Below are 26,221 nucleotides of genomic sequence, written 5' to 3'. Positions count from 1 at the left end.
TGTGGCGGAGGCGATGCCGACATCCGCAACTGCCGAGTCGCGGTCGTACGCAAGTGCCCGAGTTGCGGTCGTACGCAACTGCCGAGTTGCGGTCGTACGAAACAGGCTCTTCACAATCGAGGGTGTAGGTAGCGCGTTCGGGGGTTGCGGCGTGGCGTCTGGTTGAAGGGGTCGAGGCCCTCCGAAGATGGAAGTTCTCACACTGCCCATCGGGAAGACCTCGACGTGTCCGACGCTACCTTCACGCGCCCTGATCTGACTTCTCCGTAGGAGGTTTCGCGGACGCGCTGCGTGTAGATGCCGTCGATGCTCTGGAAGGTTGGTGCTGGTGCGCCGGGGTTGAGTCCGAGCATGACGAGCGCCGGCGTGCTCTTGGCGGCCAGCGGTCCGATGTATGGCTCCGGCATCACGGTCATATCAACTGCGCCTGCTCCGCTACCGGAGTAGGCGCCACGCCAACGTTCGAGATCGGGATGTAGGCGATGGTCGCCCTTGACCCACCGGCCGATTTCCCTGTCCCAGAACTCTGCGGCAGCAAGAAGGCTCGACATTCAGCGAATACTGCCACATCATCGCAGCTGATTGGTTGACACCGGAGCAGGAGGACGTTTCCACGAATGATCGATGGTTTCGAACGGTTGATGAGCAGGCAGATCGAGTGGGCTCATCGGTACGACGGTTACGCCCGGCTGGCACGCACGCCCGAGCATCTTGCCGGGATTCTGGAGCCCGCACGGCAGGAGTACCGCCGGACCCGTCGGGTTCCGGAATGGTGCCGCGTCGATTTGCTTCGTGGGTGGGCCTTCTACCTGACCCGTGCCGATCGCCACGGGGGTGGCTACGGCCTCATGGAGGGCGGCCCCATGGTCGACGAATGGCGCGCAGTCCTCGAACGAATCGTGTCGCACGAAGAGGTGGCGGCCAACGACATGCCCCCGAGGGATAGAGCGTCAGTCGCAGGTGGCGGAAGAATATGCCTCAATCGTCCCCACCTGCCGCAGGCGGTGGTCTCGGCATTCTTCCCTTCAAGAGACTCAGAACGTCTGACAGATCTTGCTCCGAGCGTTGTTTATCGAGGACGGTTGCGATGCATCGACCGATACGCGTCCGTCGAGCGGTTCCTCAAGGAGCCCGCTTGAGTTTGGCGAAGAAGTCCTCCAAGAGGTACCTGGAGTCGACTCTTACGCAGACGCGGATGGTGTGCTTGGCAACTGCCTCGACGACTGAACCGTCCGCGGCGAACCTCGGAGCGAGGCGTCGGCGCCAGACGGCCCCGAAGGGATTCAGGACTAGGCTGATGGCGGGCGAGTCGCCTAGGGACCGGAAGTCGACAGCGCGGCTCATGTTCTTGTTGTTCCACTCGAGGAGCTGCTGCACGAGGTAGTTGCCCGTTCGGCCCCTGGGTCGGACGCGTTCTTCAAGCTCCTCGTAGCCGACGCCTACTAGCGTGTAGACGTCCATTGGCACCTGCCACACGGAAATGCCGGACGAGAAGACGACGTTCGCCGCGGCGACATCATTGGAGAGGTTGTACTCCGGCCAGTACACAGCCTCGACGTCATCGTATGGGGGGCCGCCGATCCAGACGACCACGACGTCGCGGCTGGCAAGTGTTGGGTCGAGCAAGAGCGCGCTGGCCACGTCGGTGAGGGGCCCGAGGGCCGCAACGTAGAGAGTTCCGGCGTGGTGGGACTCCTCGATGATCTTGTGGGCGGCAGCGCTTTCTACGGCCTGTTTCTCGTCAGCCAGCCGTTGGTGCGCTCCGTTGGCGACAGCTACTTCGCCCTGCATGTCGAGGAGGTCGAGGAGCAGGTCGACTTCTTGGCGGCTGGCCTCAAGAGAACCCACTGTTCCGAAATGCGTAGGGAGGATGCCTCGCACGTCGAGTGTGGGGGACAGGAGTGCGTGCACTATGGCGAACTGGTCGTCAGCCTCGTTCTTGGCGTCTGTGCTGACGAGAAGGCGGGTTCGGGCGCGATCGGTCATGATCTGGTCCCTTCGTGTGGGTGTTGTAGTCCCTTGGACGAACTTAGTTAAGCAGTTGAAATTAGTTCCTGTCTTCAGTTACTGTCAGCTTGTTGCGAGTCCGAGGCGGGCCCGCAGGTGACGAAGGAGTCCTAACATGCAACTTGGCGGCTCCGTGCTCGGGTTGGATGAGGCCCAACGAGTGGCGGTTCCCGGGGAGGCGGATCGAGGCCCAACTCGGGGGTCGGTTCGTCGCGCGCGACGGCCCGCGGGGTTGCGTGCACCCTGGTGGTTCGTCGTGCCGGCAGCGGCGATGTACTTGTTCGTAGTCGTCGTGCCGAGCTTGCGGGGAGCGGTCTACTCCTTCACCGACTGGAACGGGATGTCGGCAGAGTGGGACTTCGTTGGCATCGCCAATTTCGTCGAGGTAGTGACAGATAGGCGGGCGCTGGCTGCCCTCCGGAACACCGTCGTCCTGGCTGCGGTAGTAACCATCGTCCAGAACGTGATCGGCCTGCTTCTTGCCCTCGCGCTGAACTCGGTGTTCCGGTCGCGGTTCGTGTTGCGCGTGGTCTTCTTCGCGCCAGTCGTCCTCACCCCGTTGGTCTCTGGTTACATCTGGAGTTACCTCCTGGCTCCCCGGGGTGCCGTGAACCAGGCGTTGATCTCCTTGGGCCTTGAGGGTTGGACGCGCGATTGGCTCGGTGATCCGGCGACGGCCCTCTACGCCATCTGCTTGTCCATCATTTGGCAGTTCTCGGGCTACTCCATGGTGATCTTCCTCGCCGGCCTCCAAGCCATTCCCGAAGACGTCCTCGAGGCTGCCACGATCGACGGTGCCGGAGCATGGCGCAGATTCTGGAACGTGGTGCTTCCGCTCCTCAACGGGGCGGTTGTCATCAATCTAATGCTCTCCCTCATCGGCGGGCTGAAGCAGTTCGACCAAGTGATGGCAATGACCGGAGGTGGCCCAGGGATCGCCACCGAGACGATTTCCACGACCATCTACAAGAACGCCTTCAGTTCTGGGGAGTACCCCGTCTCTATAGCGCTGGCCGTCGTCATGACGATGGTCATCGCCATCCTCGCCACCATCCAGTACCGGTTGACGTTGCGGAAGGCCGATTGACATGCATCGCTACACCTGGAAGTCCGCGGTCCAAGAACTGGGGTTGATCGTGCTGGCGGTCGCCTTCCTCGTCCCTCTCTACGCATTGGTCAACGTTGCGTTCAAGCCACGTGGGTCACAGACCTCTGCCCTGGAACTGGATTTGCCCCCGACGCTGGAGAATCTTGTGGCCGCATGGCAGCAAGGGGCGCTGGGCGCCGCCATCGCGAACAGTTTCATCGTGGCCGTGCTCAGCGTCCTCGGCGTCGTAGTCCTGGCCGCGTTCGCATCCTATCCCCTGGCCAGAACAGCCCGGGGATGGTCCCGTCTCACCTTCTACGGCTTCCTAGCCGGCTTGCTCATTCCAAGCCAGCTCGGCCTGCTGCCCCTCTACACGACGATGCGTGATCTAGAGCTCCTGGGCAGCCTATGGTCTCTCATTCTCATCAACATAGGCAGTCAGTTGCCCTTCTCGATCTTCCTCTACACCACCTTCTTGCGCGAACTTCCCCTCGATTACGAAGAGGCGGCCCTCGTAGATGGATGCGGGCCCGGGCGCACATTCGTCAGCGTCGTGTTCCCGCTGCTTCGTGCCGTGACGGGAACAATCGTCGTACTCAACTCCGTGGGGGTATGGAACGAGTTCTTCACGCCGCTGCTCTACCTGTCCGGCAGCGGTAACACCACCGCACCAGTGGCGATCTACAACTTCGTCGGGCAGTACGTCTCCCAGTGGCCCTTGGTATTCGCCGCGCTCGTCATCACCGCGATTCCGATCCTGGCCCTCTACTTCGCCCTCCAGAAGCACATCATCAAGGGCTTCGCTGGAGGGCTCAAGGGGTAGCGATTCGCAGCCCCTCATTCATCACGCCTCCCAAGCCAAGCAATGGCGCAACGGAAACCAAAGGAGAAGAAAATGAATCAACTGCATCGCACGGGGCGTCCCGCTGGCGCCGTGGTGCTTGTAGCGGTGGCGCTGGCGCTCGGTGGCTGCTCCACCGAGAGTCCCGCTCAAGGCTCGAGCGGATCGCCTGCCCCGGACGGGACAAGCCAGACGGTACTCACATTCGCCAGCGGTCAGCAGGCTGCAGCCCAGCAACTGCTGGACGGCTTTCAGGAGGCCCACCCCGAATACCGAGTAGAGCCGGTTTTCATTGAGCAGGACTCCGCGTACATCCAGCAAATCCGAACCCAGCTCTCGGCGGGAACGGCTCCCGACATCTTCAAGGTCTGGCCCGGCGGAGGTGATTCCATGGCCATCCTCTCTGTTGCGGCCGACGGGCTAGTTGCGGACCTCAGCGGCGAAGAGTGGGCCGATCTCGTCCCAGAGAATCTCCGCGGCCTCTCAGGCCGCGACGGAGCCCTGCACTCATTGCCGGCCACGATCGGTGGGATTGGCGCCATCTACAACGACCAAGCCATGCAAGAACTCGGTGCCACCCCTCCCAACACTTGGGATCAGGTGCTGGAATTGTGCGCTGACGCTCAATCGGCAGGCAAGGTAGCCTACGCACTCGGCAACAAGGACGCTTGGACGGCACAGTTGCTGCCCTATGCCCTGACTGCCACGCTCGTGTACGGGCCGGACCCTGAGTTCACCGAGAAGCAGATCGCCGGTAGCGCCACGTTCGCCGATTCGGGGTGGTCGGAAGCCCTCGTGAAGATCGGCGAAATGCGAGCCGCGCAGTGCTTCAATGAAGGCGCCAACGGCACCGGCTATGACGATCAGATGACCTTGGTGGCGCGTGGAGATGCTCTCGGCGCCGTCCATGTCAGCCAGGCGGTTTCTGGCGCGCAGCAGTACGCGCCTGAGGGAACCACCTTCTCCTTGGCGCCCTTCCCCGCCACCAACAATGCCGACGAGACCTACACGCCCGTTGCTCCGGGCCTGAACTTCGCCATGAACGCCAAGGCCGAGAATCCCGAGGCAGCCCGTGCCTTCTTGGAGTACGCCGCCTCCCCAGAGGGGCAAGCGCTGTTCGCTGTCGCCTCCAACAGCACCCCGGCTCTCCCAGCCCCGGAGTACGAGGCGGACGCGATCAACCAGCCGCTCATCGCGGCACAGGAATCGAAGCGCGCCACTGTGTACCCGGACCAGACATGGCCGAACACGCAAGTCAAGGAGGAGTTCATGATCTCGATGCAGGAACTCTTCAACGGCACATTGGCGCCCGGCGAGATCCTCGAACGTCTCGACGACGCAATGCAGGGCTGAGGCGTGCCGCGCGTGGTTGGGTTCCGGACCTTGGGGCTCAACCACGCGGAGAAGCCGTGGAGTCTCGCTCCACCAGCCGCGGATCCGCGGCACTCATCACCACCGGAACACCAGTTTCCATTGAGGCCAGCAGGGCTTCAGCGACTTGCTCGCCCAAGCCACGCACATCGCGATTGAGCGCCGAGACCGCTGGTGTCGCCACCCGGCAGGCTACCGAGTCGTCCCATGCAAAAAGGGAGACATCATCCGGGACACCGATGCCCAGGCTCCGAAGGCTAGCCAGCGCAGCAACAGCCATGACGTCGTTGTCGAACACCATCGCTGTCGGCGCTGGGAGCTGATTGATCAGAGCTGCGGTTGCGCGTCGGCCGCCTTCCTCTGTGTAGTCACCCTCGACAACAATTCCATCGAGTCCGACCGCTCGACACGCGGCGTCAAAGGCCTCGGATCGCTTCACGGTATGGGCGAAGCTTGTCGGCCCCGAGACTCGAGCAATCCGGCGGTGTCCAAGTCCTGCCAAATAACCGACAACGTTGAGCATCGGGGAACGCTCGTCGGCCACGACGGCAGCATGACCCGATGCGGCTGGCTCGGGTGTCAAGAGGACGCTATGCAGACCTAGCTCTCTTACAAGCGCGAGCCGGGGATCGTCGTCGACGAGGAGATCCACGAGGATCACACCGTCGACGCGGCCCCCATCCCGCCACCGTCTATAAGCGTCGAGTTCGCTCGCGATGTCTGGCACCACTTGGAGGATCAAGGGACGCTCGTGAGAGGCCAGAACGTCCTCGACACCTCGCATGAACTCCGTGTAGAACTCCTCAATGCCGAGCGTGCGTACAGAGCGCCGCAACACCAATCCAACCGCGCCAGCGGACCCATGACTTGTTCCCACCGCGCCACCCTATCGAGCAGTGCGCTGTTGCGCCCCGTAGACCACCTGTACGACCATTCAGGCGGAGGAAGCGAAAGTAGCGAAGGAGGTGTCGGATGTCTGACCAGCCCAACAACAGAGCCGTAGTTCTTGAGGCGGTGCGTAATCACGCGCCCACCAGTCGCGTAGAACTCGCGCAACTGACGGGGCTGACACCGGCCTCAATCACATACATCGTCCGCACGCTCCTCTCCGATGGGCTTGTCACCGAAGTCGGGCACAGCGAATCGACGGGCGGCAAGCGCCGGGTCCTTCTGGAGATCAACCATGAGGCGCGCTACGGACTAGGTGTTCAATTCACTAGGGGCTCCATCGCTCTGGCCGTCTCGAACCTATGGGGAGCAGTCGTTGGCCGTTCGCGCACCCGGTCCTCCCTCACCGCTGACCCACATGAAACCGTGGCGAAAATGGCAGAAGCCGCCCACGGCCTCGTCTCGTCCTTGGGAATCGACCCGGCTGCACTCGTCGCAGCCGGCGTCACCGCTCCTGGGCCCCTCGACCACACGGGAGGCACTCTCGACGCAGCCCGGAATCTCCCCGGCTGGCAGGGGTTCCCGCTTCGCGATGAGTTCGCAACTGCCACGGGGATTCCGACCTCCCTGCACCACGATGCCAGTGCTGCCGCGGCGGGAGAGTTCTGGAGTGGCGCAGCCCGAAACAGCCGAGCGCTGGGCCTGATTTATATGGACGTCGGCATCGGTGCCGGTCTCATTCTCGACGGTCAACCAGTTGCCGGAGCCAGCGGTAACGCCGGAGAATTTGGGCATCTCGCCGTCGACCGCGGCGGGCCGATGTGCCGATGCGGAGGAAGAGGGTGTCTGGAAGCCGTAGCTGGCCCGCATGCTGTGGAATCGGCCTACGAAGCCCTCACCGGACGTCGACAGTCCTACCACCGCATAGGCTCCGCCGCGCTGGCTGACAATCAGGAAGCGCTTTCGGTGATTCAAGCATCAGCCGACACCATGGGCACCGCAGTGCTATCCCTAGCCAACGTGCTGGATCTCGACCACGTCGTTCTGGCTGGCCCCGGGTTTGGAGAAGTGGCTTCGCTCTATGTACAGGCCATCTCCTCCAAACTCGGCCACGCCTTCGCCTCGCGCAATGCCCACTCAATCCAAGTCGGGATCTCCCTGAACATGCGTGATGCCGCCGCTGTGGGAGCATCGGTTCTCGCCCTACGAGCACATCTCGTCTAGAGAGGCACTGCATCGCGCGTCTGCGTAGCCGCTAGGCAGTCGCCCTCATGCCGCGCTTCCACGGCGGCCCAGCTCGGAGGAGTGGCGAGCGGCTTCAAGAGGTAACCAAGTTACGCTCAGCGTTCGTCACGAGCCAGCCGACTCGGCCATCGAAGGCCCTTCACCAGCTGCAGGCTGAAGCAGAGGCGGGCGCCCCGTTTCCATTACCGGTTAGCCGGTGTTTCCCCGCCGGATGGAACTCTGGCGGCTGGCCAACTCCGGCTGGAAGACCAACTCCCTGCCGGGGCCGTCCTCACCCTCGATGCGCTCGAGGAGGAGCTTCGCCGCGGCTGACCCGATCTCGTAAGTGGGCTGCCGCATCGTCGTGATTGAGGGTGAGGTGAGGTCCGCCCACGGGAGGTCGTCGAAGCCGACGAGGCTGAGCTGCTGGGGGATGTGGACGCCTCGCTCGCGGCAGGCCCGCATCGCGCCGATGGTCATGCGGTTGTTGGCCACGAACACGCCGTCGGGTGGCGTGGGGAGGTCCAGCAGCTGGTTCATCGCCCGGTAGGCGCCGTCCTCCCGGAAATCGGCATGGATGATGAGCTCGTCCTCGATCGGCCGACCGGACAGCTCCAGCGCGTGCCGGTATCCCTCAAGGCGTTCCTCGGAGGTCACCACGTCGGCCGGCCCGGTGATGCATGCCACGCGTTCCGCCCCGAACGACAGGAGGTGCCGGGTGGCCTGGCGGGCGCCGGCCTCGGAGTCGGACCGGACACAGTCGTAGTCGGGGCCGAGCCGGCGACCGATGCCGACGACGGCGATCCCGAGCCGCGACAGCGCCGAGAGGTCCGAGTTCACCGAAGCGGCGCTGATGATCACGCCGGAGACGGAATGGGCCGCGAGGACGTCAAGGTAGGCGGCCTCCTTGCCCGGGTCCTCGTCGGTGTTGCACAGCATGACGGAGAAGTTCTTGCGCCGGGCGACGTCCTCCACGCCTCGGCAGAGAGAGGTGAAGAACGGGTTCTCGATGTCGGGGATGACCAGCGCTAGCAGCCGGGTCGCCTGCTTCCGGAGCCCCCGCGCCACCAGGTTGGGCCGGTAGCCGAGCTCGTCGATCACGGCCTGCACCCGTCGGGCCAGGTCCGGGTCGACGCCCTGGCCGCCGTTGGCGACGCGGGACACGGTGGCGGTCGAGACGCCGGCGGCGACAGCGACGTCACGCATCGTGGGCATGGTCACGCTCTTTCTTCAAGGGGTGGCGATTGCTAGGCACGGGCATACCTTCGCGCGATGGTGGACAGCGCCACGGCGAGAACAAGGATGCCGCCCTTGAAAATGTACTGCCAGAACGTTGCCGTCCCCATCATGCTGAGCCCGTTGAAGCCCACATTGACCACGAGAACGCCGATCAGCGTCCCGAGGATGTGGAACTCGCCGTTGCGCAGCGTCGCCGAGCCGAGGAAGACAGCCGCGAAGGAGTCCATCAGGTAGCCGTCGGCGGCGCTGATCGTGCCGCTGCCCAGCAGGGAGGCGAGCAGGATGCCGGTGAGGGCGGCGCAGACGCCCGCGATCACGAACGCGGAGATCTTCGAGCGGTCGACGCGGATGCCGGCCAGCTTCGCGGCCTCGGCGTTGGCGCCCACCGCCTGGATCCGCTGGCCCATCGGGGTGCGGTTCAACAGGACCCACAGCGCCGCGAGGACGATCAGCATTATCCAGATCGGGTTCTGAATCCCCAGGAACCGGCCCAGCGTGAGCTGGACGAACTCGGGCGGCAGCAGCACGATCGGCGAGCCGGCGCTGTAGCCGTATGTGAGGCCGACGAGGATCGTCCCGATGCCCAGTGTGGCGACGACCGCGTTCACCTTCGCTTTCGTCACCAGCAGGCCGTTCGCGGCCCCGGCGGTGCCGCCGATCAGCAGCACGACGATGATGGCCAGCGGCATGGCCAGCCCCTGGTTGACCATCAGGCCGGTGACGAGCACGCCCGCGAGGCTGGCGGCATAGCCGACGGACAGGTCGAACTCGCCGACTACGAGGACGATCGTCAGGCCACTCGCGATGATGGCGGTCAGGGCCGACTGGTTGACGATGTTGAGCAGGTTGTTGGGCGAGATGAAGGCCCAGTTGGGCACCGAGAAGGTGAAGATCACGATCAGCAGCGCCATCGCGATGAGCGTCCCGTACTTGGACACGGCCGAGAGGACCAGCCGCTTCATGGGCGAACGATCCTTGACAGGTGCCTGATCGGTGGTCAGTGGTCCGCTGGTGGTCATGCTACTTCCTTGGGATGGTGCGCCCGAGAGAAGCTCAGGGCGAGAATGGCCTGGATGGTGACGTCGTCGCCGACGACTTCGCCGCACACGTGCCCGTCGGCCATCACCACGACGCGGTCGCAGAGGGCGACGAGCTCCTCGTTGTCGGAGGAGACGACCAGGACGGCGGCGCCGCGGGCCGCGAGCTCGCGGATGAGGTTATGGATCTCGGCGCGGGCGCCCACGTCGACGCCGCGGGACGGCTCGTCGAGGATCAGCACCTTGCGGTCCTCAGCGAGCCACCGCGCGAGCGCGACCTTCTGCTGGTTGCCGCCGCTCAGGGAGCCCACCGGTTGGCCGGCTCCGCGGGTCTTGATCCCCACCTCCTTGATGAGGCGCTCGGCACGACGCCGGCCGACGCCGAGCTTCAGCCAGGGCACGAAGCGGCTGACTCGCAGCGAGTTGAGCGAGGCGAGGTTGATGTTGAAGTCGATGGACTTGTCCAGGAAGACGCCCTGCGAGCGCCGCTCCTCCGGCACCATGCCCAGCCCCATCGCGACGGCGTCCGCCGGCTCGGCGAAGCGCACCGCCCCGTCGGGGAGGGCCACGTCGCCCGACCGCATCCGCTCGGCCCCGTAGAGGAGCCGGGCGAACTCCGTGCGGCCGGAGCCGACGAGGCCCCCCAGCCCGACGACCTCGCCGGCCCGGACCTGCAGGCTCACGTCCTTGACCATCCGGCCGTCGGAGACGTGCCGGGCGTCGAGGACCACGTCGCCCACCGACGTGGGCGGCTCCGGGCGCTGCGTCAGCTCCATGCGTCGCCCGACGATGGCCTGCACGAGCTCGTGGCTGCTGAGCCGCTCGTTGACGGCCGACCGTACGACGCGGCCGTCCTTGAAGACGGTCACGTCCTCGCACAGTTCGGAGACCTCGGCCAGCCGGTGGGAGACGAAGATGACCGCCGTGCCCGCCGCCGTGAGTTCACGGATGATCTCGTGCAGCCGGTTCGACTCCTGTGGCGAGAGCGACGCCGTCGGCTCGTCCATCGCGATCAGCCGTGCGTCCTGCATGAGGGCGCGGGCGATCATGACGAGCCACTTGTCGGCGGTGCTGAGGTCGTCGATCAGGGTGTCGAGGCTGAAGTGGATGCCCACCCGCTTCGCCACGGCGGCCGCGCGGACCCTCGTCGCCTTCCAGTCGATGATGCCGGCGCGGGTGCGGTACGGCATCCCCAGCGCCATGTTCCGCAGGACGTCCCACCCGGGGATGATGCTCATCTCCTGGTGGATGAACGCCAGCCCGAGCTGCGACGCCACCAGCGGCGTGGTGATGTGCACCTCCTGGCCGTCGAGGTGGATGGATCCGCTGTCGGGGTGGTGGACGCCGGCGAGGATCCGGATCAGCGTGGACTTGCCCGCGCCGTTGGCGCCGACGAACCCGTGCACCACGCCGGGGCGGATGGTGACGGAGACGTCGCGCAACGCCTGGGCCCCGCCGAAGGCCTTGCTCACGCCTTCCGCCGTGAGCAGGACCTGGCCGGTGGCGGCTGGTGGGGCGACCATGTCGAACACTCCTTGCTGGGTCACTGGAGTGCTTCTGGGTGTTCCTTGAGGAAGTCGTCGACGGTGTCGGCGGTCACCAGGACGCCGGGCACGTCCAGGGTCTGCTGCTCCCACGAGTCGCCGGCCTGGATGGCCTCCTGGACGACCTCGAACATCTTCGCGCCCTCACCCTTGCCGTCCTCGTAGACCGTTGCGGTCAGGGTTCCGTCCTGGACTGCCTTGATCGCGGTGCTGGAGCCGTTGATGCCGTAGGTGAGCACGTCGTCGCGGCCCTGCTGCTGCAGCGCGGAGATGGCGCCGAGCGTTGGGTCCTCCCAGCATCCCCAGATGGCGAGCTTCTCGCTGCCGGCCGGGTGCGCGGCGAGCCATGCGGTGGCGTGGCGGGCGCCGTCCTGCAGGAAGCCGGGGATCGTGACCTCGCTCTTGGTGATCTTGATGTCGGGGTGGTCGGCGAGCATCTCGTCGAACACGGCCTCGCGGTCGCGGCAGACCTGGCCGCCGCGGTAGGTCAGCGCCAGCACCGAGCCGGAGTCGCCCAGCTCGTCGAGCATCGCCTGCGTGGCGGGTTCGGCGAACGGGCCGCCGTCGCCGGTGGTCATGACGACGCCGTCGCCGAGGCCTCCGCCCCAGGTGGCGACGGGGATCTTGGCGTCCTTCGCGGCCTGGAGTCCGGCGCCGAGGGACGACACGGGGAAGACGAGGTCGAAGATCGCGCCCGCCTTCTTGCTGACGAAGTTGCGGATCGCGGCGTTGGCGGTGTCGGCGTTGCCCTGGGCGTCGACGACCTCCACCTTCCAGCCGGCGGCCTCGGCGGCCTCCGTCGCGCCGGCGATGACGCGGGCGTTGTTGGAATCCGTGGCCGTGATCGAGACGATGCCGAGCAGCTGGCCGCCCTGCTGGCCGCCGCCGGCGCTGCTCGACGAGCCGCCCGCCGCGGGCTGGGGGCTGGAGGAGTCCGTCGGCGTGCCCTGGGAACAGGCCGTCAGGGAGAGGGCGCCGACCGCGAGTGCGGCCACCGCCATGCGCAGGGATTTGGTGAGAGACATTGCTAGCTCCTCGTCGAGAAAGTGGTGGATGGTTGCGCTGATGATGGGGTGGTGATCCGGCTCGCGACCCCCGGGGCGAGCGTGAGTTCGGCGACGGAGAGGCGGTCGTCGTAGAGCCGGGAGGGGTGCCGGTCGAAGGTGGCGCCCTCGTGGGCGATCACGAGGCGGTTCGAGTCGATGGCCGTGCGGTGCATCTCGTCGATGGCGGACAGCGTGTTCCAGCAACTGCCGCCGCCGAAGCCGATGCTGACGGGCACGCCGCTCTGGTCGATGCCCTCGGCGTTCTCGTAGCTGTAGAGGTTGTCGCCGGTGATCACCCAGGGCTCGTCGCCGGCACGCACGACCACGTACTGCGAGCCGAAGGTGTGCGTGTCCTCCGCGAGCTTGATCTCGAAGCCGGGGAACAGTTCGAGGTCGCCGTCGAGCAGTTCGAGGCGGCCCTCACGCTCCAGCCCGACGAGCATCTCGACGTCGGAGGGGTCGATGGCGCCGATGATCGACTCGAAGAGCCGGCGGTTCTCGAGCGCCCACTGGGCGCCCTCGAGGTCCTTGCGCTGGAGGTAGAACCGGGCGTTGGGGAAGCGACGCGCCGCCCCGGCGTGGTCGTAGTGGACGTGGGTGAAGACGACGGTGTCGATCTCCTCGGGGCGCACACCGATCTTGCCCAACACCTCGGCGGGGGGCTGCCAGTCGATGACGTCGTACCGCTCTGACAGCACGCGGTTGGTGCCGTCGTCGTCATGGCCCACGTCGACGAGGATCTTGTGGCCCTCGCCCTCGACGTAGACGTAGCTGTAGGGGAACGGCCGAGTCCCCGCGTTCCACTGTCCGTAGAAGATGCAGCCCATCGGCTGCGTGAGGCAATGTGAGTACTCGAGCATCCAGATTGAGTAGTCCGCCATGGACCCCTCCTCCTCGTCTGTACACGATTACGTAATCGTGTACAAGACTCAGGATGGGCCTCTCCCTCGGCGCTGTCAAGAGGGATCGAGGAACTTCTCCGGTGCACTTTTCAGGTCGTCGCGACGCGCCGGATCCGCCGCGCGCGCCGGGCTGGAGGTGTCTCGGGGATAGCTACCGTGGGAGAGACTGCAGCGGCCGGCTCCCCATTGGCCCACGGGTGACCCATGCGAGAGTTCGAGCGTCCGGACTTAGGCGATGGTCACTGTCGTCCCGCCGGTTTGCGGAAGCTGAGGAGGAACAGCACGACGATCGCCCAGGACCAAGGCAGTGCGATCACTCCGCCCACCCCGTCCCAGGGGCCGGAGATCCCCGGACCGAGGTCCTCCACGCTCCGGCCGCTCGACCAAGAAGTCAAGGCTGCGAGACCGAGCGCCACGGCGGCAGCCGATCCGGCGTAGCCGAACCAAGCCGCGCCGCCGCGCAGGAAGTTCGACAAGGTCGCGAAAACGATCAGGACCGCCGCTGCAGCGTATCCGCCCGTGGACACCAAGTAGTCGTCACGATCCGGACTGTCGCCGAACAACTGGAACCACACGGCGCCGTAACCGACCACGATCCCGTTCAAGGCGGTAAGTGTGGCCGCTATAACGAGGAGAATGAACCAGCGCGATCCCGGCTTAGGACCTGCATTTGGTCCTAGTTTTGCGTCCATCAGGTATCAACGTGTACAATCAAGTCCGGCGGTATCGGCGGGCTTTCGGCGCGGAGTGAGGTGCGTCATCGGGATGCCAGATCCACCCAACGGGACATGGCTGACTCGTACGGGTGCAACACGAAGATGAGCAGTGCCACGAGCGGGAAGCCGACGAGCCAATATCGGTAGCGGCGGGGCTGGCGGGCGTGTAGCACGGCGATCAGCACTGGTGTGCCCCAGAGCAGCAGGTCGGGTTCGCCGTCGCGGAAGATCATCGCTCCAAAGATCACCAAGGCCGCCCCAGTCACGCCGGTGCGCCAACGCTCGCCGCAGAGGTGCAGGAACAGGATGCCTGCGAAATTTCCGGCAATGAACGCACCCATCACTTTCGGCTCCACCACCGGTCCGATGGGAGTGGTGCCGCCAATGGAGGCCACCGCCCCGAGCATCGTGAACATGGAGGTCAATACTCCCCACACCAAGGCGTAGTACACCAAGCGCCAAGTCGGCAACGGCGTCAAGCTCCCCGTCGGCGGAACTGGGGCCTCTAGCTCAACCACGGTGCCTCCCTCGCTGGCGGACATTTGAAGCGTCGTTGCCTCATTTGTTGCCCGCAGCAATCGTATTCCACACGCAGCGGAATTTTCGTCCATTACGCGTCTTGCTGAAATCCGAGCCAGCCGAGGGTCCGCGTGAGTCAGACTCATTTCCATGACCGATGTTCTGGCGCTGCACGGCTCTCCCGGGGCAGGGAAGAGCACGCTCGCGCGAGCATTGGCGATGACCCTCGGCCAAGCGAACATCTCGTGGGGGGTTATCGATCTCGACGAATTGAGCCTCGTCCATCCCTATCCCGGCCGATCATTCGCCCGCGAGAACCTCCGGGTCGTCTGGCCGAACTATGTGGCGGCCGTGCCCGGCATCAAGCTCATCATCCCCACGGTTTTCGCCGATGAGGAGGAGGTCGAGTTGCTTCGGCACGTGCTGCCGGGTGCGCGGTTGATCGTCTGCGAATTGACGGCGCCCGAGGAGATCCTCAAGCAGCGGGTCACGGAGCGGGAACCCAGCGAGGAGATGGCGGCTGGGCTGCGCCGTTGGGTGGACGCCTACCATGCCCGATCTGATCACTCGCGGATCCGGCACTTTCAGGTGTCCACCCACCCGGCGACTGTGGCCGAGTGCGTGCAGCGGATCATCCAGTTGACGGGTTGGATGTGACCCTGCCCTCCGCATGGGCAATCCTTGCCAAGGCTCAGCACCAATCGCGGGTCACCCCGCCTCCACCACCGAGCCGTTCCGCGGCAGTGCGCCGTGGAACGAGATCGGCACCGCAACGGCGTGTGCCACGTCCGCGCCGCTGATCGCCTGCAGATGGAGGTGCGGCTCGGTGCTGTTTCCCGAGTTGCCACAGGCCGCCAGCATCTGGCCGACGTCGATGCGCTGGCCCAATCTCACCCGGACGCTGCCCCGCTGCAGGTGGCACAGCGCCACGACCGGACCGTTGTCCGTCTGGACCATCACATGGTTCCCCGCAAGCGCTCGCCACCCCGCTCCGGCCCGGCGGGACTGGGTGACGGCGTAGCCGACCGACGGCAGGCCGCGGTGGGCGGCGTGATCGGGCTCGGAGCCCTCGATCGCGACGACGACGCCCGCCAACGGCGCGAGTACGGGTCGGCCGAATCCTGGGAACCGCGTCGGCGGTTCGGGGCGGAAGAGCGAGCTGAGAGTGAACGGCGCGGTGCGGCCGGAGCCGTCCACCGGTACGAAGTCGATCGCGTAAGACGAGGCGTACGCGATCGTCCCGTGGCTCGGGACCCTGTTCGCAGGGCTGTTCTGGGTCAACCAGCGGCCCTGGAAGGGATAGGCCAGGTCCAAGGTGATCGCCACGCCGCTCAACTCCTGTTCGGGCTCCGGACTCTATAGCCGCCGCCTCGATACTAAGTCCCTGGAGGATGCACCTTCTCCGGCCTGTGATAATTTTCCCGTGGGGCCTAATTCGGCCCCTGGTGCAGCGATCGGAAGGCATCCATGAGCGCAGAGAGGCCAGTTCGTCGCCAGCGCGACGTGCTCGCCACGATCCTGGCGCACGGTCCCACGTCGCGCTCCGACGTGGCCAAGATGCTGGGGCTGACGCAGGCCTCGGCCGCCAAGCTCGTCTCGGAACTCATCGAAGAGGGTCTGATCCGCGAAGGCGCCGCGGAACCGAAGGGCGGCAGGGGTCGCCCGCGGATTCCGCTCCACGTGATCCCGGATGCCTGGCAGATCATCGCCCTGCGGATCGGCCCGATCCAGGTCACGACGACGCTGGTCAACCTTGCGGGCGAAGTCCTCGAGTCACACCGCGAGGTCCACGGAGGCGGACAGCGGGCGCTGGATGTCGCCTTCCAGGGAATCGAGCGCATGCAGGCCGCCGCGACGGCCAGGATTCTGGGTCTGGGCGCCATCGCGGGCGGATGGGTGGAGCCCGCGACGGGCGTCGTCCGCCGGTTCAACGACCTGAGCTGGTGGGACGTGCCCCTGCGGGACATCCTCCGCGAGAAGGTCGACGTGCCGGTCCACGTCGACTCCGTCGTCCGCGCCCACGCCAACGGCGACCTCGTCTACGGCCGCGCGAAGGGCGCGCCCGACTTCCTGCACGTGTTCATCGGCCAGCTGCTGCAGGTCGCGCAGGTCGCCGAATCCCGGGTGCTCGTCGGACCCTCGGGCTACGGCGGCGACCTGTCGGGCTGGCTCGTCGGCGACCTGGACGGTACCGCGCACCGGGCGGAGGGAGTGCTCAAGGACTCCGTGGTCCTCGCGCGAGCCGTCCAGCGCGGCGTCATCGACCCGTCCGGCACCTACGACGACCTCACCCAGATCGCGCTCGAACCGGGCGCCCGCGGCCACGCCGCCAATCGACTGCTCATCGAGCGGGCCCGCCTCGCCGGCCGCTTGGTGGCCGACGTCGCCGGGTTCTTCTCCGCCCAGGACGTGGTGGTGAGCAGCGGCGTCACGGCCACGCCGCAGTCCATCGACGCTCTGGTGAACGAGTTCGAGACCCGCCTCGTCGGGCTCCCGCGACCGCGGCTGCACATCGACCCCGACTGGCGCGTCCCGATCGGCAACTCGGCGGCTGCCATGGTCGTGCAGCGGGAACTCCTGGCGCCAGTGCCGGATGAGGAGACTTCGAAGGATCTGGAATCGTGACCGACCCCGAGGCGACCGACCCGACCGCCGGCTGCGGCTGTGCACCGAGCCGTGAAGGCACCGCCGAGGCCCCAGCCCCGATCCATCAGCCCTCCAGCGGTACCCACCCCATCGCCCAGGTCGAGATCCCCGCCGGCTCCTTCACCATGGGCGACTCGTCGGGCGACCGCAACCCCCACGACGGCGAAGTCCCGCTCCGCGAGGTCCACGTCTCGGGCTTCTCCATGGACGTCACCACCGTCACCAACGAGGCCTTCGCCGCCTTCGTCGACGACACCGGCTACGTCACCGAGGCCGAACGGTTCGGCTTCTCCGCGGTCTTCCACCTCGCGCTCGGCGCCCCCGAGGAGGACCTCATGGGCTCCCCGCCGGGCCTGCCCTGGTGGCGCGGGGTCCGCGGCGCCGACTGGCGGCACCCGGGAGGCTCGCTGACCGACATCCAGGGCCTCGCCGACCACCCCGTCGTCCACATCAGCTGGAACGACGCCGTCGCCTACTGCCGGTGGGCCGGCCGCCGCCTGCCCACCGAGGCGGAGTGGGAGTACGCCGCCCGCGGCGGCTTGGAGGGGGAGAAGTTCCCGTGGGGCGACGAGCCCGTCGACGACGGCGGCTGGCGGGCCAACATCTTCCAGGGTGACTTCCCGGCGCGCAACACCTGCGACGACGGCTTCCTCACCACAGCGCCCGCCGCCCACTTCGCGCCCAACGGCTACGGCCTCCACCAGATGATCGGCAACGTCTGGGAGTGGTGCGCCGACTGGTTCCACCCCGAGACGTACCGGCACGACGCGACGCGCGACCCCCGCGGCCCGGCCCGCGGCGCCCAGCGGGTCATGCGCGGCGGCAGCTACCTCTGCCATGACAGCTACTGCAACCGCTACCGCAACTCCGCGCGCTCCCAGAACACCCCGGACTCGTCGATGGGCAACGCCGGCTTCCGCACGGTCGCCCTCGATCCATCCAGGCCGTGAGCGTCGCCGCCGGAGGGGACCGGACCCTGCGGAAGGTGCCGTTCTCCGTCGTGGCCAAGCCCACCGGCGCCGCCTGCAACCTCGACTGCTCCTACTGCTTCTTCCTCACCAAGGACCTGCTCCACGACCCGAGTGAGGCGCAGCGGATGTCGCCGGAGACGCTCCGCTACTACGTCGTCAACCACCTCACGTCGCACCCCGACGGCGACGTCACCTTCATCTGGCAGGGCGGCGAGCCGACCATGCGCGGCCTCGACTTCTACCGTGACGCCGTCCGCCTCGCCGACGAGTTGCGGCGCCCGAGGCAGCGCGTGCGGCACTCGATGCAGACCAACGGCGTCCTCCTCGACGACGAGTGGTGCGCGTTCCTCGCGGAGCACGGATTCCTGGTTGGGCTCTCCATGGACGGCCCCGAGCGGATGCACGACGAGTACCGGGTCAACCGCGCCGGCCGCGGCACGCACGCGCAGGTGGTTCGCGGTTGGGAGCTGATCCGCAAGCACCGGGTGGAGACCAACATCCTCTGCACGGTCAACGCCGCCAACGCAGACCACGGGCTTGAGGTCTACCGCTACTTCCGCGACGACCTCGGCGCGCGCTTCCTCCAGTTCATCCCCATCGTCGAGCGCGCGCCCCGGCACCTGCTGCCCGTCGCCGAGCGCGGATGGCGAGACGACGACGGCCAACGCGTCCTCTACCGGCAGACCGGCGACGCGATCACCTCGCGCTCGGTGACCGGTGAGCGTTACGGCCGCTTCCTCGTCGAGATCTTCGACGAGTGGCTGCGCCGTGACGTGGGGTCGGTCTTCGTCCAGGACTTCGACGCCATGCTGGCCGCCCGCTTCGGCCAGTACGCGATGTGCGTCCACGCGCCCGAGTGCGGCGACGCGCTCGCCATGGACCACGACGGCGCGCTGTACTCCTGCGACCACTACGTCGAGCCCGGCTACCTGCTGGGGACCGTCGCGGACGACCCCATCCAGGCGGTCCTCGCGAGCGACGCGCAGCGCGACTTCGGGCGCGCCAAGCGTTCGACCCTGACCGACCAGTGCCGCCGGTGCCCGGTGCGCTGGGCGTGCAACGGCGGGTGCCCGAAGGACCGCTTCGGCGTCAGCGCCGACGGCGAGCCCGGCCACAACGTCCTCTGCGCGGGCTACTTCCGCTTCTTCCGGCACGCGGCGCCGGTGGTCGAGGACATGGCGCGCCTGCTTCGCGAGGGCCGCGCGCCGTCCGAGGTCATGCATCGTCGCAGCGCCGGGTCCTGACCCTGACCCCCACCTCATCAGCCATTCGGCTGCGGCTTCAACGCGCCCCGACTCGCGAGGATTTATCGGATGAAATGTGGCTAAACGTGTCGGTGCCACGGAAGTGAAGCCGACACATTGACCCAATCGTGACCATTAAAGATCCCCAAAACCCTTGACTCGGGGGCGTTTGTGCTGACAAGCTAGAGAAAGCCTCAATTGCATGGGCGCCAAGGAAGGCGCCGCCTCACCCGAGAGGATCCACCATGGACAACCTGATCGCACGAACGAAGATGGCCGCCAGGGCCATCCTGCTGGGCGGCCTCGCCGTCTCCCTGGCTGCCTGCTCCGGTGGTTCCGACCCGGGCGACATGCCGCTGGGCAGCGAGGGCACGGAGGGGGGCGGTGGCGACGGCGGGGGCGGCAAGCTCGTGATCCCCGTCAACCGCAGCCCCTGGCTCCCCGCCTACAAGGCCCTCGTGGAGCAGTACCAGGAGGACACGGGCGTCACGGTCGAGCTGCGCGAGTTCCCCTACGAGGAGATGCGCACGCAGCAGATCAACGACATCCAGAACGGCACCGAGATCTTCGACGTCTACCAGCTCGACGAGGTCTACATGCCGGAGTTCTTCGTCAACGAGTGGGTGCGCCCCTTCAACGACGTGGACCCCGAGTTCCAGCTCGACCCCGAGGTGAACTCGTACGGCAACTACTCGTACTGGGACGCAGAGAAACAGATCTCCGCCGAGGGCGGCGAGCTCATGGCGGCCCCGCTGAACGGCAACGTCCACCTGCTCATGTACCGCAAGGACATCTACGAGAAGCTCGGGCTCGAGGTCCCCAAGACTTGGGACGAGGCCGTCGCCAACGGGCAGCAGGCCGTCGAGGCCGGCGAGGTCGACTACGGGTACACGATGCGCACCCAGGGCGTCAGCTCCGGCGCGGCCGTGACCTACGACTTCCTCCCGCTCCTCTACAGCCACAAGGCCAAGTGGTTCGTCGACGAGGGCACCGACTGGACCCCCGCGGTGGACTCGCCCGAGGCGATCGCGGCCGCCACGCAGCTGCGTGAGCTCGCCCAGCTCGGCCCCGAGTCGACGACCACGCTCGGCCAGGCCGAGGTCATCGCCGCCATGCAGGCCGGCCAGACCCTCCAGGTCCACGTGGTCGCCGCCGCGGCCGCGCAGCTGGAGAGCGAGGCGGACTCCAACGTCGCCGGCAACGTCGGCTACGCCCTCGTCCCCGCCGGCCCCGACGGCGAGCACGGCGTCGCCTCCGGCACCTGGGCGCTCACGATCCCCGCGCAGATCGACGACGAGCGGGCCCAGCGGGCGCTCGACTACATCGAGTGGATCGAGTCGAAGGAGGTGCAGCTGGAGTTCGCGAAGCTCGGCGGCATCCCCACCCGCTCCGATGCGCTCGAGTCCGACGAGTTCTCCGAGTCGCAGCAGGCCTACTTCGGTGCCGTCAAGGAGACGCTGCCCTACGTGAAGCCGCACGTCCGGTACTGGTTCGCCCCGAGCATGCTCGAGGTCACCGAGCGGATCCTTTCCCAGATCGCCGCGGGCAGCCTCAGCCCCGAGGACGGCATGGCTCAGATGCAGACTGAGCTCACCGCGGTGATGGAAGAGACCGAACTGCCGATGGGGGGCTGAGCATGACCTCCGCGCCCGTTGCGGCGTCGGCGGCTGTCCTGAAGGACGGCCGCCGGCGGCGGCCCCACGGACGGTTGACGGCCATCGTCGCGATCCTGCCCTTCGCCCTGTTCATTGCGTTCTTCGCCGCGTTCCCCCTGATCGAGGTGTTCCGCCTGTCGATCTCGCGGACGTCCATCGTCGACGGCGCGTTCGTCTCGGCCCTGTCCGGCGCCGACAACTACGTCCGGGTGCTCGCCGACCCGCGCGCCTGGAACTCCCTCCGCGTCACGCTGGTCTTCATCGTCGCCGCCGTGGTGGGGACGATCATCCTCGGCCTGATCCTGGCCCTCCTCGTCAACCGCTCGGTGTGGCTCCTCGGGGTGGCGCGCAACATCCTGATCTGGCCCGCCGTCATCGCGCCGGTCGTGGTCAGCCTCATGTGGCTGCTGCTGTTCAGCCCCACGGTCGGCGGCGTCAACAAGGTGTTCCGAACACTCGGGATCGGCCAACAGCAGTGGCTCAACACCGAGACCGGCGCCCTCGTCGTCGCGATCCTCGTCGACGTGTGGCACTGGACCCCGGTCGTGTTCCTGTTCCTCTACACCGCACTGCAGGCGATCAGCCACGACATCATCGAGGCAGCCCGCATCGACGGCGCCGACGAACGCCAGATCCTGCGCCACGTCATCCTGCCGCTGCTCACCCCGGCCATCGCGGCCGCCGCCCTCATCCGGCTGGTGCAGAGCGTCAAGGCGTTCGACGAGATCTTCCTGCTCACCAAGGGCGGGCCGAACGACGCGACGATGCTGGCCAGCCTCCACATCCGCAACATGTTCTTCGACCGGCTCGACTTCGGCTACGCCGCGGCGCTCAGCATCATCGTGGTGCTCACCGTCCTCGTCGCCGTCGCGCTGTACACGATCGCCCGCCGCCGCGTGAGGGGCAAGTCGTGAGGGGCGAGGACGGACGCCGCGCGAGCGTCCCCGTCGAGGCCGCGCTGCTGGCCGCCATCGCGATCATCGTCATCCCCATCGCCTGGGGCACCATGCTGGCCTTCCAGCCCAACCGCGCCATCGTCAATCCCGACTGGGACTTCTCGATGTGGCTCGGCAACTTCGAGTCGCTGTTCGCACCCGGCGAGCCGTTCCTGAACCAGCTGCTCAACAGCGTGCTCATCACGGTCGGCACGGTGGTCCTCTGTCTCGTCATCGGCTCGGCCGCGGGCTACGCGCTGTCGAAGCTGAACCCGCCGCGGTGGATCACGCTGCCCGCCCTCGTGCTCGCCGCGTTCATCCCGATGGTGCCGCCGATGACGCTCGTGCCCGGCATGTACCTGCAGATGGGCGCGCTCGGGCTGCTGAACACGATCGGCGGCCTGGTGCTGCTCAACACGGTGCTCAACCTGCCGTTCGCGGCGCTGCTGATGAAGTCGTACTTCGACGGGGTGCCCGACGAACTGCGCGAGGCGGCCCTCGTCGACGGCGCCTCCGAGGTCCGGGCGTTCTTCCGCGTGGTGCTGCCGATCGTCCGACCCGGCATGGCCGCGGTCGCGATCTTCACCGCGATCATGGCCTGGAACGAGTTCCTCATCGGCCTCACGATGACGGCCGGCGGCCGCACGGCCCCGCTCACCGTCGGGATCGCGTCGCTGGTCCAGCCGTACGAGGTCACGTGGGGGCAGATGGCCGCCGCCGGCGCCGTCGCCGCCGTTCCGATCATCGTCCTCGCCATCATCGCCAACCGCCAGATCGTCGCCGGTCTCACCACCGGTGCCGTCAAGGGCTGAAAGGAACTGTTGTGGCGAAGCGTCCCAACATCGTGCTCGTCCTCGCCGACGACCTCGGCTTCTCGGACCTCGGCTGCTACGGCGGCGAGCTCGACACCCCCAACCTCGACGCCCTCGCCCGCGGCGGCGCACGGCTCTCGTCGTTCTACAACACGGCCCGCTGCGCCCCGTCCAGGGCGTCGCTGCTCACCGGGGTGCACCCGCACCAGGCGGGCATCGGCGTCCTCACCGGCGACGACCGGCCCGCCGGGTACGCGGGCGACCTCTCGTCCGACGTCGCCACGCTGGCCGAGGTGCTCAAGGGTCACGGCTACCGCACCGGGCTGAGCGGGAAGTGGCACCTGTCGGCCGATGTGCGCACCCCGTCGGACTCGTGGCCCACCCGCCGCGGCTTCGACCACTTCTTCGGCACCCTCACCGGGTGCGGCAGCTACTTCTCGCCCGGCACCCTGACCCGGGGCGAGGAGAACGTCGAGCACGAGGCGGACGATCCGGACTTCTTCTACACCACCGCGATCACCGACGACGCGCTCCGCTTCATCGCCGGGGGCGACGAGGAGCAGCCGTTCTTCCTCTACGTCGCCTACACCGCCCCGCACTGGCCCCTGCACGCGCTGGACGAGGACATTCGCGCCTACGACGGCCGCTTCGACGCCGGGTGGGACGCACTGCGACGGGAACGCTTCGCCCGCCAGCTCGAGGCCGGGGTCGTCCCCGCCAACAGCACGCTGAGCCCCCGCGACCCCGACAACCCCGCCTGGGACGACGTCGACGACAAGGAGTGGGAGGCGCGGCGGATGGAGGTGTACGCCGCGCAGGTCACCGAGCTGGACCGGGGCGTCGGCCGGATCGTCGACGAGCTGAGCAGCCGCGGCCTCCTGGACGACACGATCGTCGTGTTCCTCTCCGACAACGGCGCCTCGCCCGAGGTAGTACCTCACCAGAACCGCGCGGGGTTCCTGCAGCGCACCGACATCTTTCGCAGCCACACCCGCGACGGGCGGGAGGTGCAACTCGGGTCGACGCCGGACATCTGGCCGGGCGCGGAGGACACCTACTCCAGCTACGGCCAGGCGTGGGCGAACCTGTCGAACACCCCCTACCGCCTGTACAAGAAGTGGGTGCACCAGGGCGGCATCATCGCGCCGTTCATCGTCCACTGGCCCGGCGGCGGGCTCGCCGAGGGCAGGCTCCTGGACGCTCCGCTGCAGCTGACGAGCGTCGTCCCGACCCTGCTGGAGGCGGTCGGCTGCGACCACCCCGGCACGGCGCCGGGGGCCGAGGTCAAGGCGCCCGAGGGCCGGTCGTTCCTGCGCGGCCTGCGCGGCGAGCCGATCGAGGAGGACGGCACCCTCTACTGGGAGCACACGGGCAACGCCGCCATCCGGCGGGGGAGGTGGAAGCTCGTGCGGTTCTTCGGCAAGCCGTGGGAGCTCTACGACCTGGAGGTGGACGTCACGGAGTGCGACGACGTCGCCGACGAGCACGCCGACCTCGTCCAGGACCTGGCGGCCGACTGGCAGGCGTGGGCCGACCGCGTCGGCGTCATCCCGTTCGAGCGCATCGTCGCCCAGTACGAGGCGAAGGGGCTCACGGTCGTCGAGGCCGAGGGGTGACCGGGAGGCGGCCCAACTTCGTGGTCGTCGTCACCGACGACCAAGGGCAATGGGCGATGCCGCACCGCTGCCCGGACCTCGTCGCGCCCAACCTGGAGCGCCTCGTCGCGGAGGGGCTGGAGTTCGAGAACTTCTTCTGCGCGTCGCCGGTCTGCTCCCCGGCGCGGGCGTCACTCCTGACCGGCATGATGCCGTCGGCGCACGGGGTCCACGACTGGATCCGCGGCGAGGCCTACGGGACGCCCGAGGCGGAGGGGTTCCTCGACGGCCTGGCGACGACCCCCGAGGTGCTGGCCCGGGAGGGCTGGGTCTGCGGGCACAGCGGCAAGTGGCACCTCGGGCTCTCGCGGGAGCCGGCGCCGGGGTTCTCGTTCTGGTACGCGCACCGCACCGGGGACGGGCCGTACTTCGGCGCGCCGGTGTGGCGCGACGGCGAGGCCGTCACCGAGCCGCGCTACGTCACCGACGCCATCACGGAGGAGGCGGTGCGCTTCCTCGAGTCGGCCGCCGACGGAGACGCGCCCTTCTTCCTGCAGGTGCACTACACCGCGCCCCACTCGCCGTGGGTCGGACAGCATCCCGACGAGCTGCTCGCCCCCTACGCCGACAGCGACTTCCCGTCCGTCCCTCGTGAGGAGGCGCATCCCTGGTTCAGCTGGGAGCCGGGGCCGGTCTCCGACGCGATGCGCGACCCGCTCCCCGGCCTCGAGGGGTACTTCGCGTCGCTGACCGGCGTGGACCGCGGGATCGGGCGGCTGCGCGAGGCGCTCAACACATTCGGCGTGGCGGACGACACCTACCTGGTCTTCACGTCCGACAACGGCTTCAGCTGCGGGCACCACGGCATCTGGGGCAAGGGCAACGCCACCTGGCCGCTCAACATGTGGGAGAACTCGGTCCGGGTGCCGTTCGTGGTCCACGGTCCCGGAACCGCCGCGGGGGCCAGCGACGAGCTCGCCAGCGCCGTCGATCTCCACCCCACGATCCTCGAACTCGCCGGCGTCGCCGTCCCCGATGGTGCACTGCTGGCCGGGCGGTCGCTGGCGCCGTGGATCCTGGGCCGCGATGTGGAGGCGCGGCCGGCCGTGTTCGTCTTCGACGAGTACGGCGGGACCCGCATGGTGCGGACCGCGCGATGGAAGTACGTCCTCCGCCTCGAGGGTCCCGACGAGTTGTACGACCTTGACTCTGACCCCGACGAGCGGCGCAACCTCGTCGACGACACGGCCCACAGCGGCATCGTCGACGAGCTGGCGGCTCAGCTCAGCGCCTGGTTCGAGCGCCATTCGACGGCCGACCGTGACGCGTTCCACCGCCCCGTGTCCGGCAGGGGACAGGTGCTGCCGCTCGCCCACGGCCGGCCTGACGGGAAAACCTACAACGACGGTTCTGAGGAACGCTTCGTGGTATAGCGTTTCCCAACGCCCTGGCGATGAGAGGCCTACCGTGAACCAAGACGCGCCACCCGAACCGGCTGTTGGACGTGCGATCGGGGTGCCGCGCCGCCTACTGCTCCTCACTCCGGCAGCGGCCCTGGCGGGATGCGGAGCACCCGGGAACGACCGCACCCTCGAGGTACTTCGGGACGATCCGATGGCCACGCTGACCCCTCCGGGGCTCATCGAGTCCAGTCGGAGCGAGCGGGGCTTCCGCAGAAGCTTGGGGAAACCCTCGTACGCGCAGCTGCGCCGCAAGTTCACGATCGCCGATGACCTGCGCCCCGAGGAGGTGCTGGCCGAGGCCGTCGCGGCCGCGATCGCGGCAGGCTGGTCGGATGAGCGGCCCATCAACGACCAGTTGCAGACTTGGCAGGGGTCCAAGGTCGACCCGCACCGCACCTGCTCGGTGACGGTCCTCGACCGGCGCGAGGTGATGGTGCTGCTGACGAACTACGACGTCGCCTGATCCCTGCCCCGGCAAC

26 protein-coding genes are annotated in these 26,221 nt (G+C 67.3%); 15 read left to right on the top strand and 11 right to left on the bottom strand.

The window, feature by feature from the left end:
• Positions 1 to 197 precede the first annotated feature (197 nt).
• Entirely contained in the window at positions 198 to 551 is a 354-nt protein-coding gene (locus tag BLR46_RS14770; RefSeq protein WP_143008178.1) for a hypothetical protein, read from the bottom strand.
• Positions 552 to 617: 66 nt separating this feature from the next.
• On the opposite strand from BLR46_RS14770, the gene BLR46_RS14765 reads away from it, so the two are divergent.
• Positions 618 to 1,139 carry a hypothetical protein gene (locus BLR46_RS14765; protein WP_143008177.1) on the top strand — a complete coding sequence of 174 codons (522 nt, stop codon included), beginning with the start codon at positions 618 to 620 and terminating at the stop codon, positions 1,137 to 1,139.
• Here the strand turns inward: BLR46_RS14765 and BLR46_RS01960 are convergent.
• Positions 1,123 to 1,986, bottom strand: coding sequence for a nucleoside hydrolase (locus tag BLR46_RS01960; RefSeq protein ID WP_093248468.1), 864 nt, complete (start codon positions 1,984 to 1,986; stop codon positions 1,123 to 1,125). The two genes, BLR46_RS14765 and BLR46_RS01960, sit on opposite strands and share 17 nt — an antisense overlap.
• 136 nt (positions 1,987 to 2,122) lie before the next feature.
• On the opposite strand from BLR46_RS01960, the gene BLR46_RS01955 reads away from it, so the two are divergent.
• From BLR46_RS01955 to BLR46_RS01945, 3 genes are all read left to right on the top strand, one after another.
• A complete protein-coding gene (locus BLR46_RS01955) occupies positions 2,123 to 3,094 on the top strand; it encodes a carbohydrate ABC transporter permease (protein WP_093248466.1) in 972 nt (323 codons plus the stop codon).
• A 1-nt stretch (position 3,095) separates the two neighbouring features.
• Entirely contained in the window at positions 3,096 to 3,917 is an 822-nt protein-coding gene (locus tag BLR46_RS01950) for a carbohydrate ABC transporter permease (protein ID WP_093248464.1), read from the top strand.
• A 72-nt stretch (positions 3,918 to 3,989) separates the two neighbouring features.
• A complete protein-coding gene (locus BLR46_RS01945) occupies positions 3,990 to 5,288 on the top strand; it encodes an ABC transporter substrate-binding protein (protein ID WP_176761621.1) in 1,299 nt (432 codons plus the stop codon).
• 37 nt (positions 5,289 to 5,325) lie between these two features.
• Here the strand turns inward: BLR46_RS01945 and BLR46_RS01940 are convergent, their stop codons facing one another.
• Positions 5,326 to 6,144, bottom strand: a complete 819-nt coding sequence (locus BLR46_RS01940; RefSeq protein WP_281230780.1) for a LacI family DNA-binding transcriptional regulator — start codon at positions 6,142 to 6,144, stop codon at positions 5,326 to 5,328.
• A 134-nt stretch (positions 6,145 to 6,278) separates the two neighbouring features.
• On the opposite strand from BLR46_RS01940, the gene BLR46_RS01935 reads away from it, so the two are divergent.
• Positions 6,279 to 7,418: an ROK family transcriptional regulator gene (locus BLR46_RS01935; RefSeq protein ID WP_093248459.1), complete on the top strand. Its 1,140-nt coding sequence runs from the start codon at positions 6,279 to 6,281 to the stop codon at positions 7,416 to 7,418.
• Between the two features lie 210 nt (positions 7,419 to 7,628).
• On the opposite strand, the gene BLR46_RS01930 is transcribed toward BLR46_RS01935, so the two are convergent.
• The 7 genes from BLR46_RS01930 to BLR46_RS01900 form a co-directional block, all read right to left on the bottom strand.
• The gene (locus BLR46_RS01930; protein WP_218118287.1) at positions 7,629 to 8,624 is read right to left on the bottom strand and encodes a LacI family DNA-binding transcriptional regulator; all 996 of its coding nucleotides are present in this window, start codon (positions 8,622 to 8,624) and stop codon (positions 7,629 to 7,631) included.
• Positions 8,625 to 8,665: 41 nt separating this feature from the next.
• A complete protein-coding gene (locus BLR46_RS01925) occupies positions 8,666 to 9,676 on the bottom strand; it encodes an ABC transporter permease (RefSeq protein ID WP_093248457.1) in 1,011 nt (336 codons plus the stop codon).
• Positions 9,673 to 11,241, bottom strand: coding sequence for a sugar ABC transporter ATP-binding protein (locus BLR46_RS01920; protein WP_218118286.1), 1,569 nt, complete (start codon positions 11,239 to 11,241; stop codon positions 9,673 to 9,675). The genes BLR46_RS01925 and BLR46_RS01920 overlap by 4 nt, the downstream gene beginning before the upstream one ends.
• Positions 11,238 to 12,263: a sugar ABC transporter substrate-binding protein gene (locus BLR46_RS01915; RefSeq protein ID WP_218118285.1), complete on the bottom strand. Its 1,026-nt coding sequence runs from the start codon at positions 12,261 to 12,263 to the stop codon at positions 11,238 to 11,240. Before BLR46_RS01915 ends, BLR46_RS01920 begins: the two co-directional genes overlap by 4 nt.
• Before the next feature lie 2 nt (positions 12,264 to 12,265).
• Positions 12,266 to 13,165: an N-acyl homoserine lactonase family protein gene (locus BLR46_RS01910; RefSeq protein ID WP_093248456.1), complete on the bottom strand. Its 900-nt coding sequence runs from the start codon at positions 13,163 to 13,165 to the stop codon at positions 12,266 to 12,268.
• Between the two features lie 260 nt (positions 13,166 to 13,425).
• Positions 13,426 to 13,791, bottom strand: a complete 366-nt coding sequence (locus tag BLR46_RS01905; protein ID WP_093248455.1) for a hypothetical protein — start codon at positions 13,789 to 13,791, stop codon at positions 13,426 to 13,428.
• 152 nt (positions 13,792 to 13,943) lie between these two features.
• Positions 13,944 to 14,318 carry a hypothetical protein gene (locus BLR46_RS01900; RefSeq protein WP_143008176.1) on the bottom strand — a complete coding sequence of 125 codons (375 nt, stop codon included), beginning with the start codon at positions 14,316 to 14,318 and terminating at the stop codon, positions 13,944 to 13,946.
• 253 nt (positions 14,319 to 14,571) lie between these two features.
• Between BLR46_RS01900 and BLR46_RS01895 the strand changes: the two genes are divergently transcribed.
• Positions 14,572 to 15,078: a P-loop nucleotide/nucleoside kinase family protein gene (locus tag BLR46_RS01895; protein ID WP_093248452.1), complete on the top strand. Its 507-nt coding sequence runs from the start codon at positions 14,572 to 14,574 to the stop codon at positions 15,076 to 15,078.
• Between the two features lie 51 nt (positions 15,079 to 15,129).
• Here BLR46_RS01895 and BLR46_RS01890 read toward each other — a convergent pair whose 3' ends face one another.
• Complete coding sequence (locus tag BLR46_RS01890; RefSeq protein ID WP_093248450.1) at positions 15,130 to 15,747, bottom strand: M23 family metallopeptidase; 618 nt, start codon at positions 15,745 to 15,747, stop codon at positions 15,130 to 15,132.
• 141 nt (positions 15,748 to 15,888) lie between these two features.
• Between BLR46_RS01890 and BLR46_RS01885 the strand changes: the two genes are divergently transcribed.
• From BLR46_RS01885 to BLR46_RS01845, 9 genes are all read left to right on the top strand, one after another.
• Positions 15,889 to 17,046: an ROK family transcriptional regulator gene (locus BLR46_RS01885; RefSeq protein WP_093248449.1), complete on the top strand. Its 1,158-nt coding sequence runs from the start codon at positions 15,889 to 15,891 to the stop codon at positions 17,044 to 17,046.
• Positions 17,043 to 18,017, top strand: coding sequence for a formylglycine-generating enzyme family protein (locus tag BLR46_RS01880; RefSeq protein WP_176761619.1), 975 nt, complete (start codon positions 17,043 to 17,045; stop codon positions 18,015 to 18,017). The genes BLR46_RS01885 and BLR46_RS01880 overlap by 4 nt, the downstream gene beginning before the upstream one ends.
• Positions 18,014 to 19,282, top strand: coding sequence for an anaerobic sulfatase maturase (locus BLR46_RS01875; protein ID WP_245701448.1), 1,269 nt, complete (start codon positions 18,014 to 18,016; stop codon positions 19,280 to 19,282). Before BLR46_RS01880 ends, BLR46_RS01875 begins: the two co-directional genes overlap by 4 nt.
• A gap of 245 nt (positions 19,283 to 19,527) precedes the next feature.
• The gene (locus BLR46_RS01870) at positions 19,528 to 20,916 is read left to right on the top strand and encodes an extracellular solute-binding protein (protein WP_093248447.1); all 1,389 of its coding nucleotides are present in this window, start codon (positions 19,528 to 19,530) and stop codon (positions 20,914 to 20,916) included.
• Positions 20,917 to 20,918: 2 nt separating this feature from the next.
• Positions 20,919 to 21,851 (top strand): carbohydrate ABC transporter permease, encoded by a 933-nt coding sequence (locus BLR46_RS01865; RefSeq protein ID WP_093248446.1) that lies wholly within the window; start codon positions 20,919 to 20,921, stop codon positions 21,849 to 21,851.
• Complete coding sequence (locus BLR46_RS01860) at positions 21,848 to 22,684, top strand: carbohydrate ABC transporter permease (RefSeq protein ID WP_218118284.1); 837 nt, start codon at positions 21,848 to 21,850, stop codon at positions 22,682 to 22,684. Before BLR46_RS01865 ends, BLR46_RS01860 begins: the two co-directional genes overlap by 4 nt.
• Before the next feature lie 11 nt (positions 22,685 to 22,695).
• Positions 22,696 to 24,300 carry an arylsulfatase gene (locus BLR46_RS01855; protein ID WP_093248444.1) on the top strand — a complete coding sequence of 535 codons (1,605 nt, stop codon included), beginning with the start codon at positions 22,696 to 22,698 and terminating at the stop codon, positions 24,298 to 24,300.
• The gene (locus tag BLR46_RS01850) at positions 24,297 to 25,712 is read left to right on the top strand and encodes a sulfatase-like hydrolase/transferase (protein ID WP_218118283.1); all 1,416 of its coding nucleotides are present in this window, start codon (positions 24,297 to 24,299) and stop codon (positions 25,710 to 25,712) included. Before BLR46_RS01855 ends, BLR46_RS01850 begins: the two co-directional genes overlap by 4 nt.
• A 247-nt stretch (positions 25,713 to 25,959) precedes the next feature.
• Positions 25,960 to 26,205 carry a hypothetical protein gene (locus BLR46_RS01845; RefSeq protein ID WP_143008175.1) on the top strand — a complete coding sequence of 82 codons (246 nt, stop codon included), beginning with the start codon at positions 25,960 to 25,962 and terminating at the stop codon, positions 26,203 to 26,205.
• Positions 26,206 to 26,221: the final 16 nt, after the last annotated feature.

The sequence above is a fragment of the Tessaracoccus oleiagri genome, assembly GCF_900103275.1.
Taxonomy (GTDB): Bacteria; Actinomycetota; Actinomycetes; order Propionibacteriales; family Propionibacteriaceae; genus Arachnia; species Arachnia oleiagri.
Note: the sequence above shows the minus strand (reverse complement) of the source record. Positions and strands in the feature narration are given on the sequence as shown.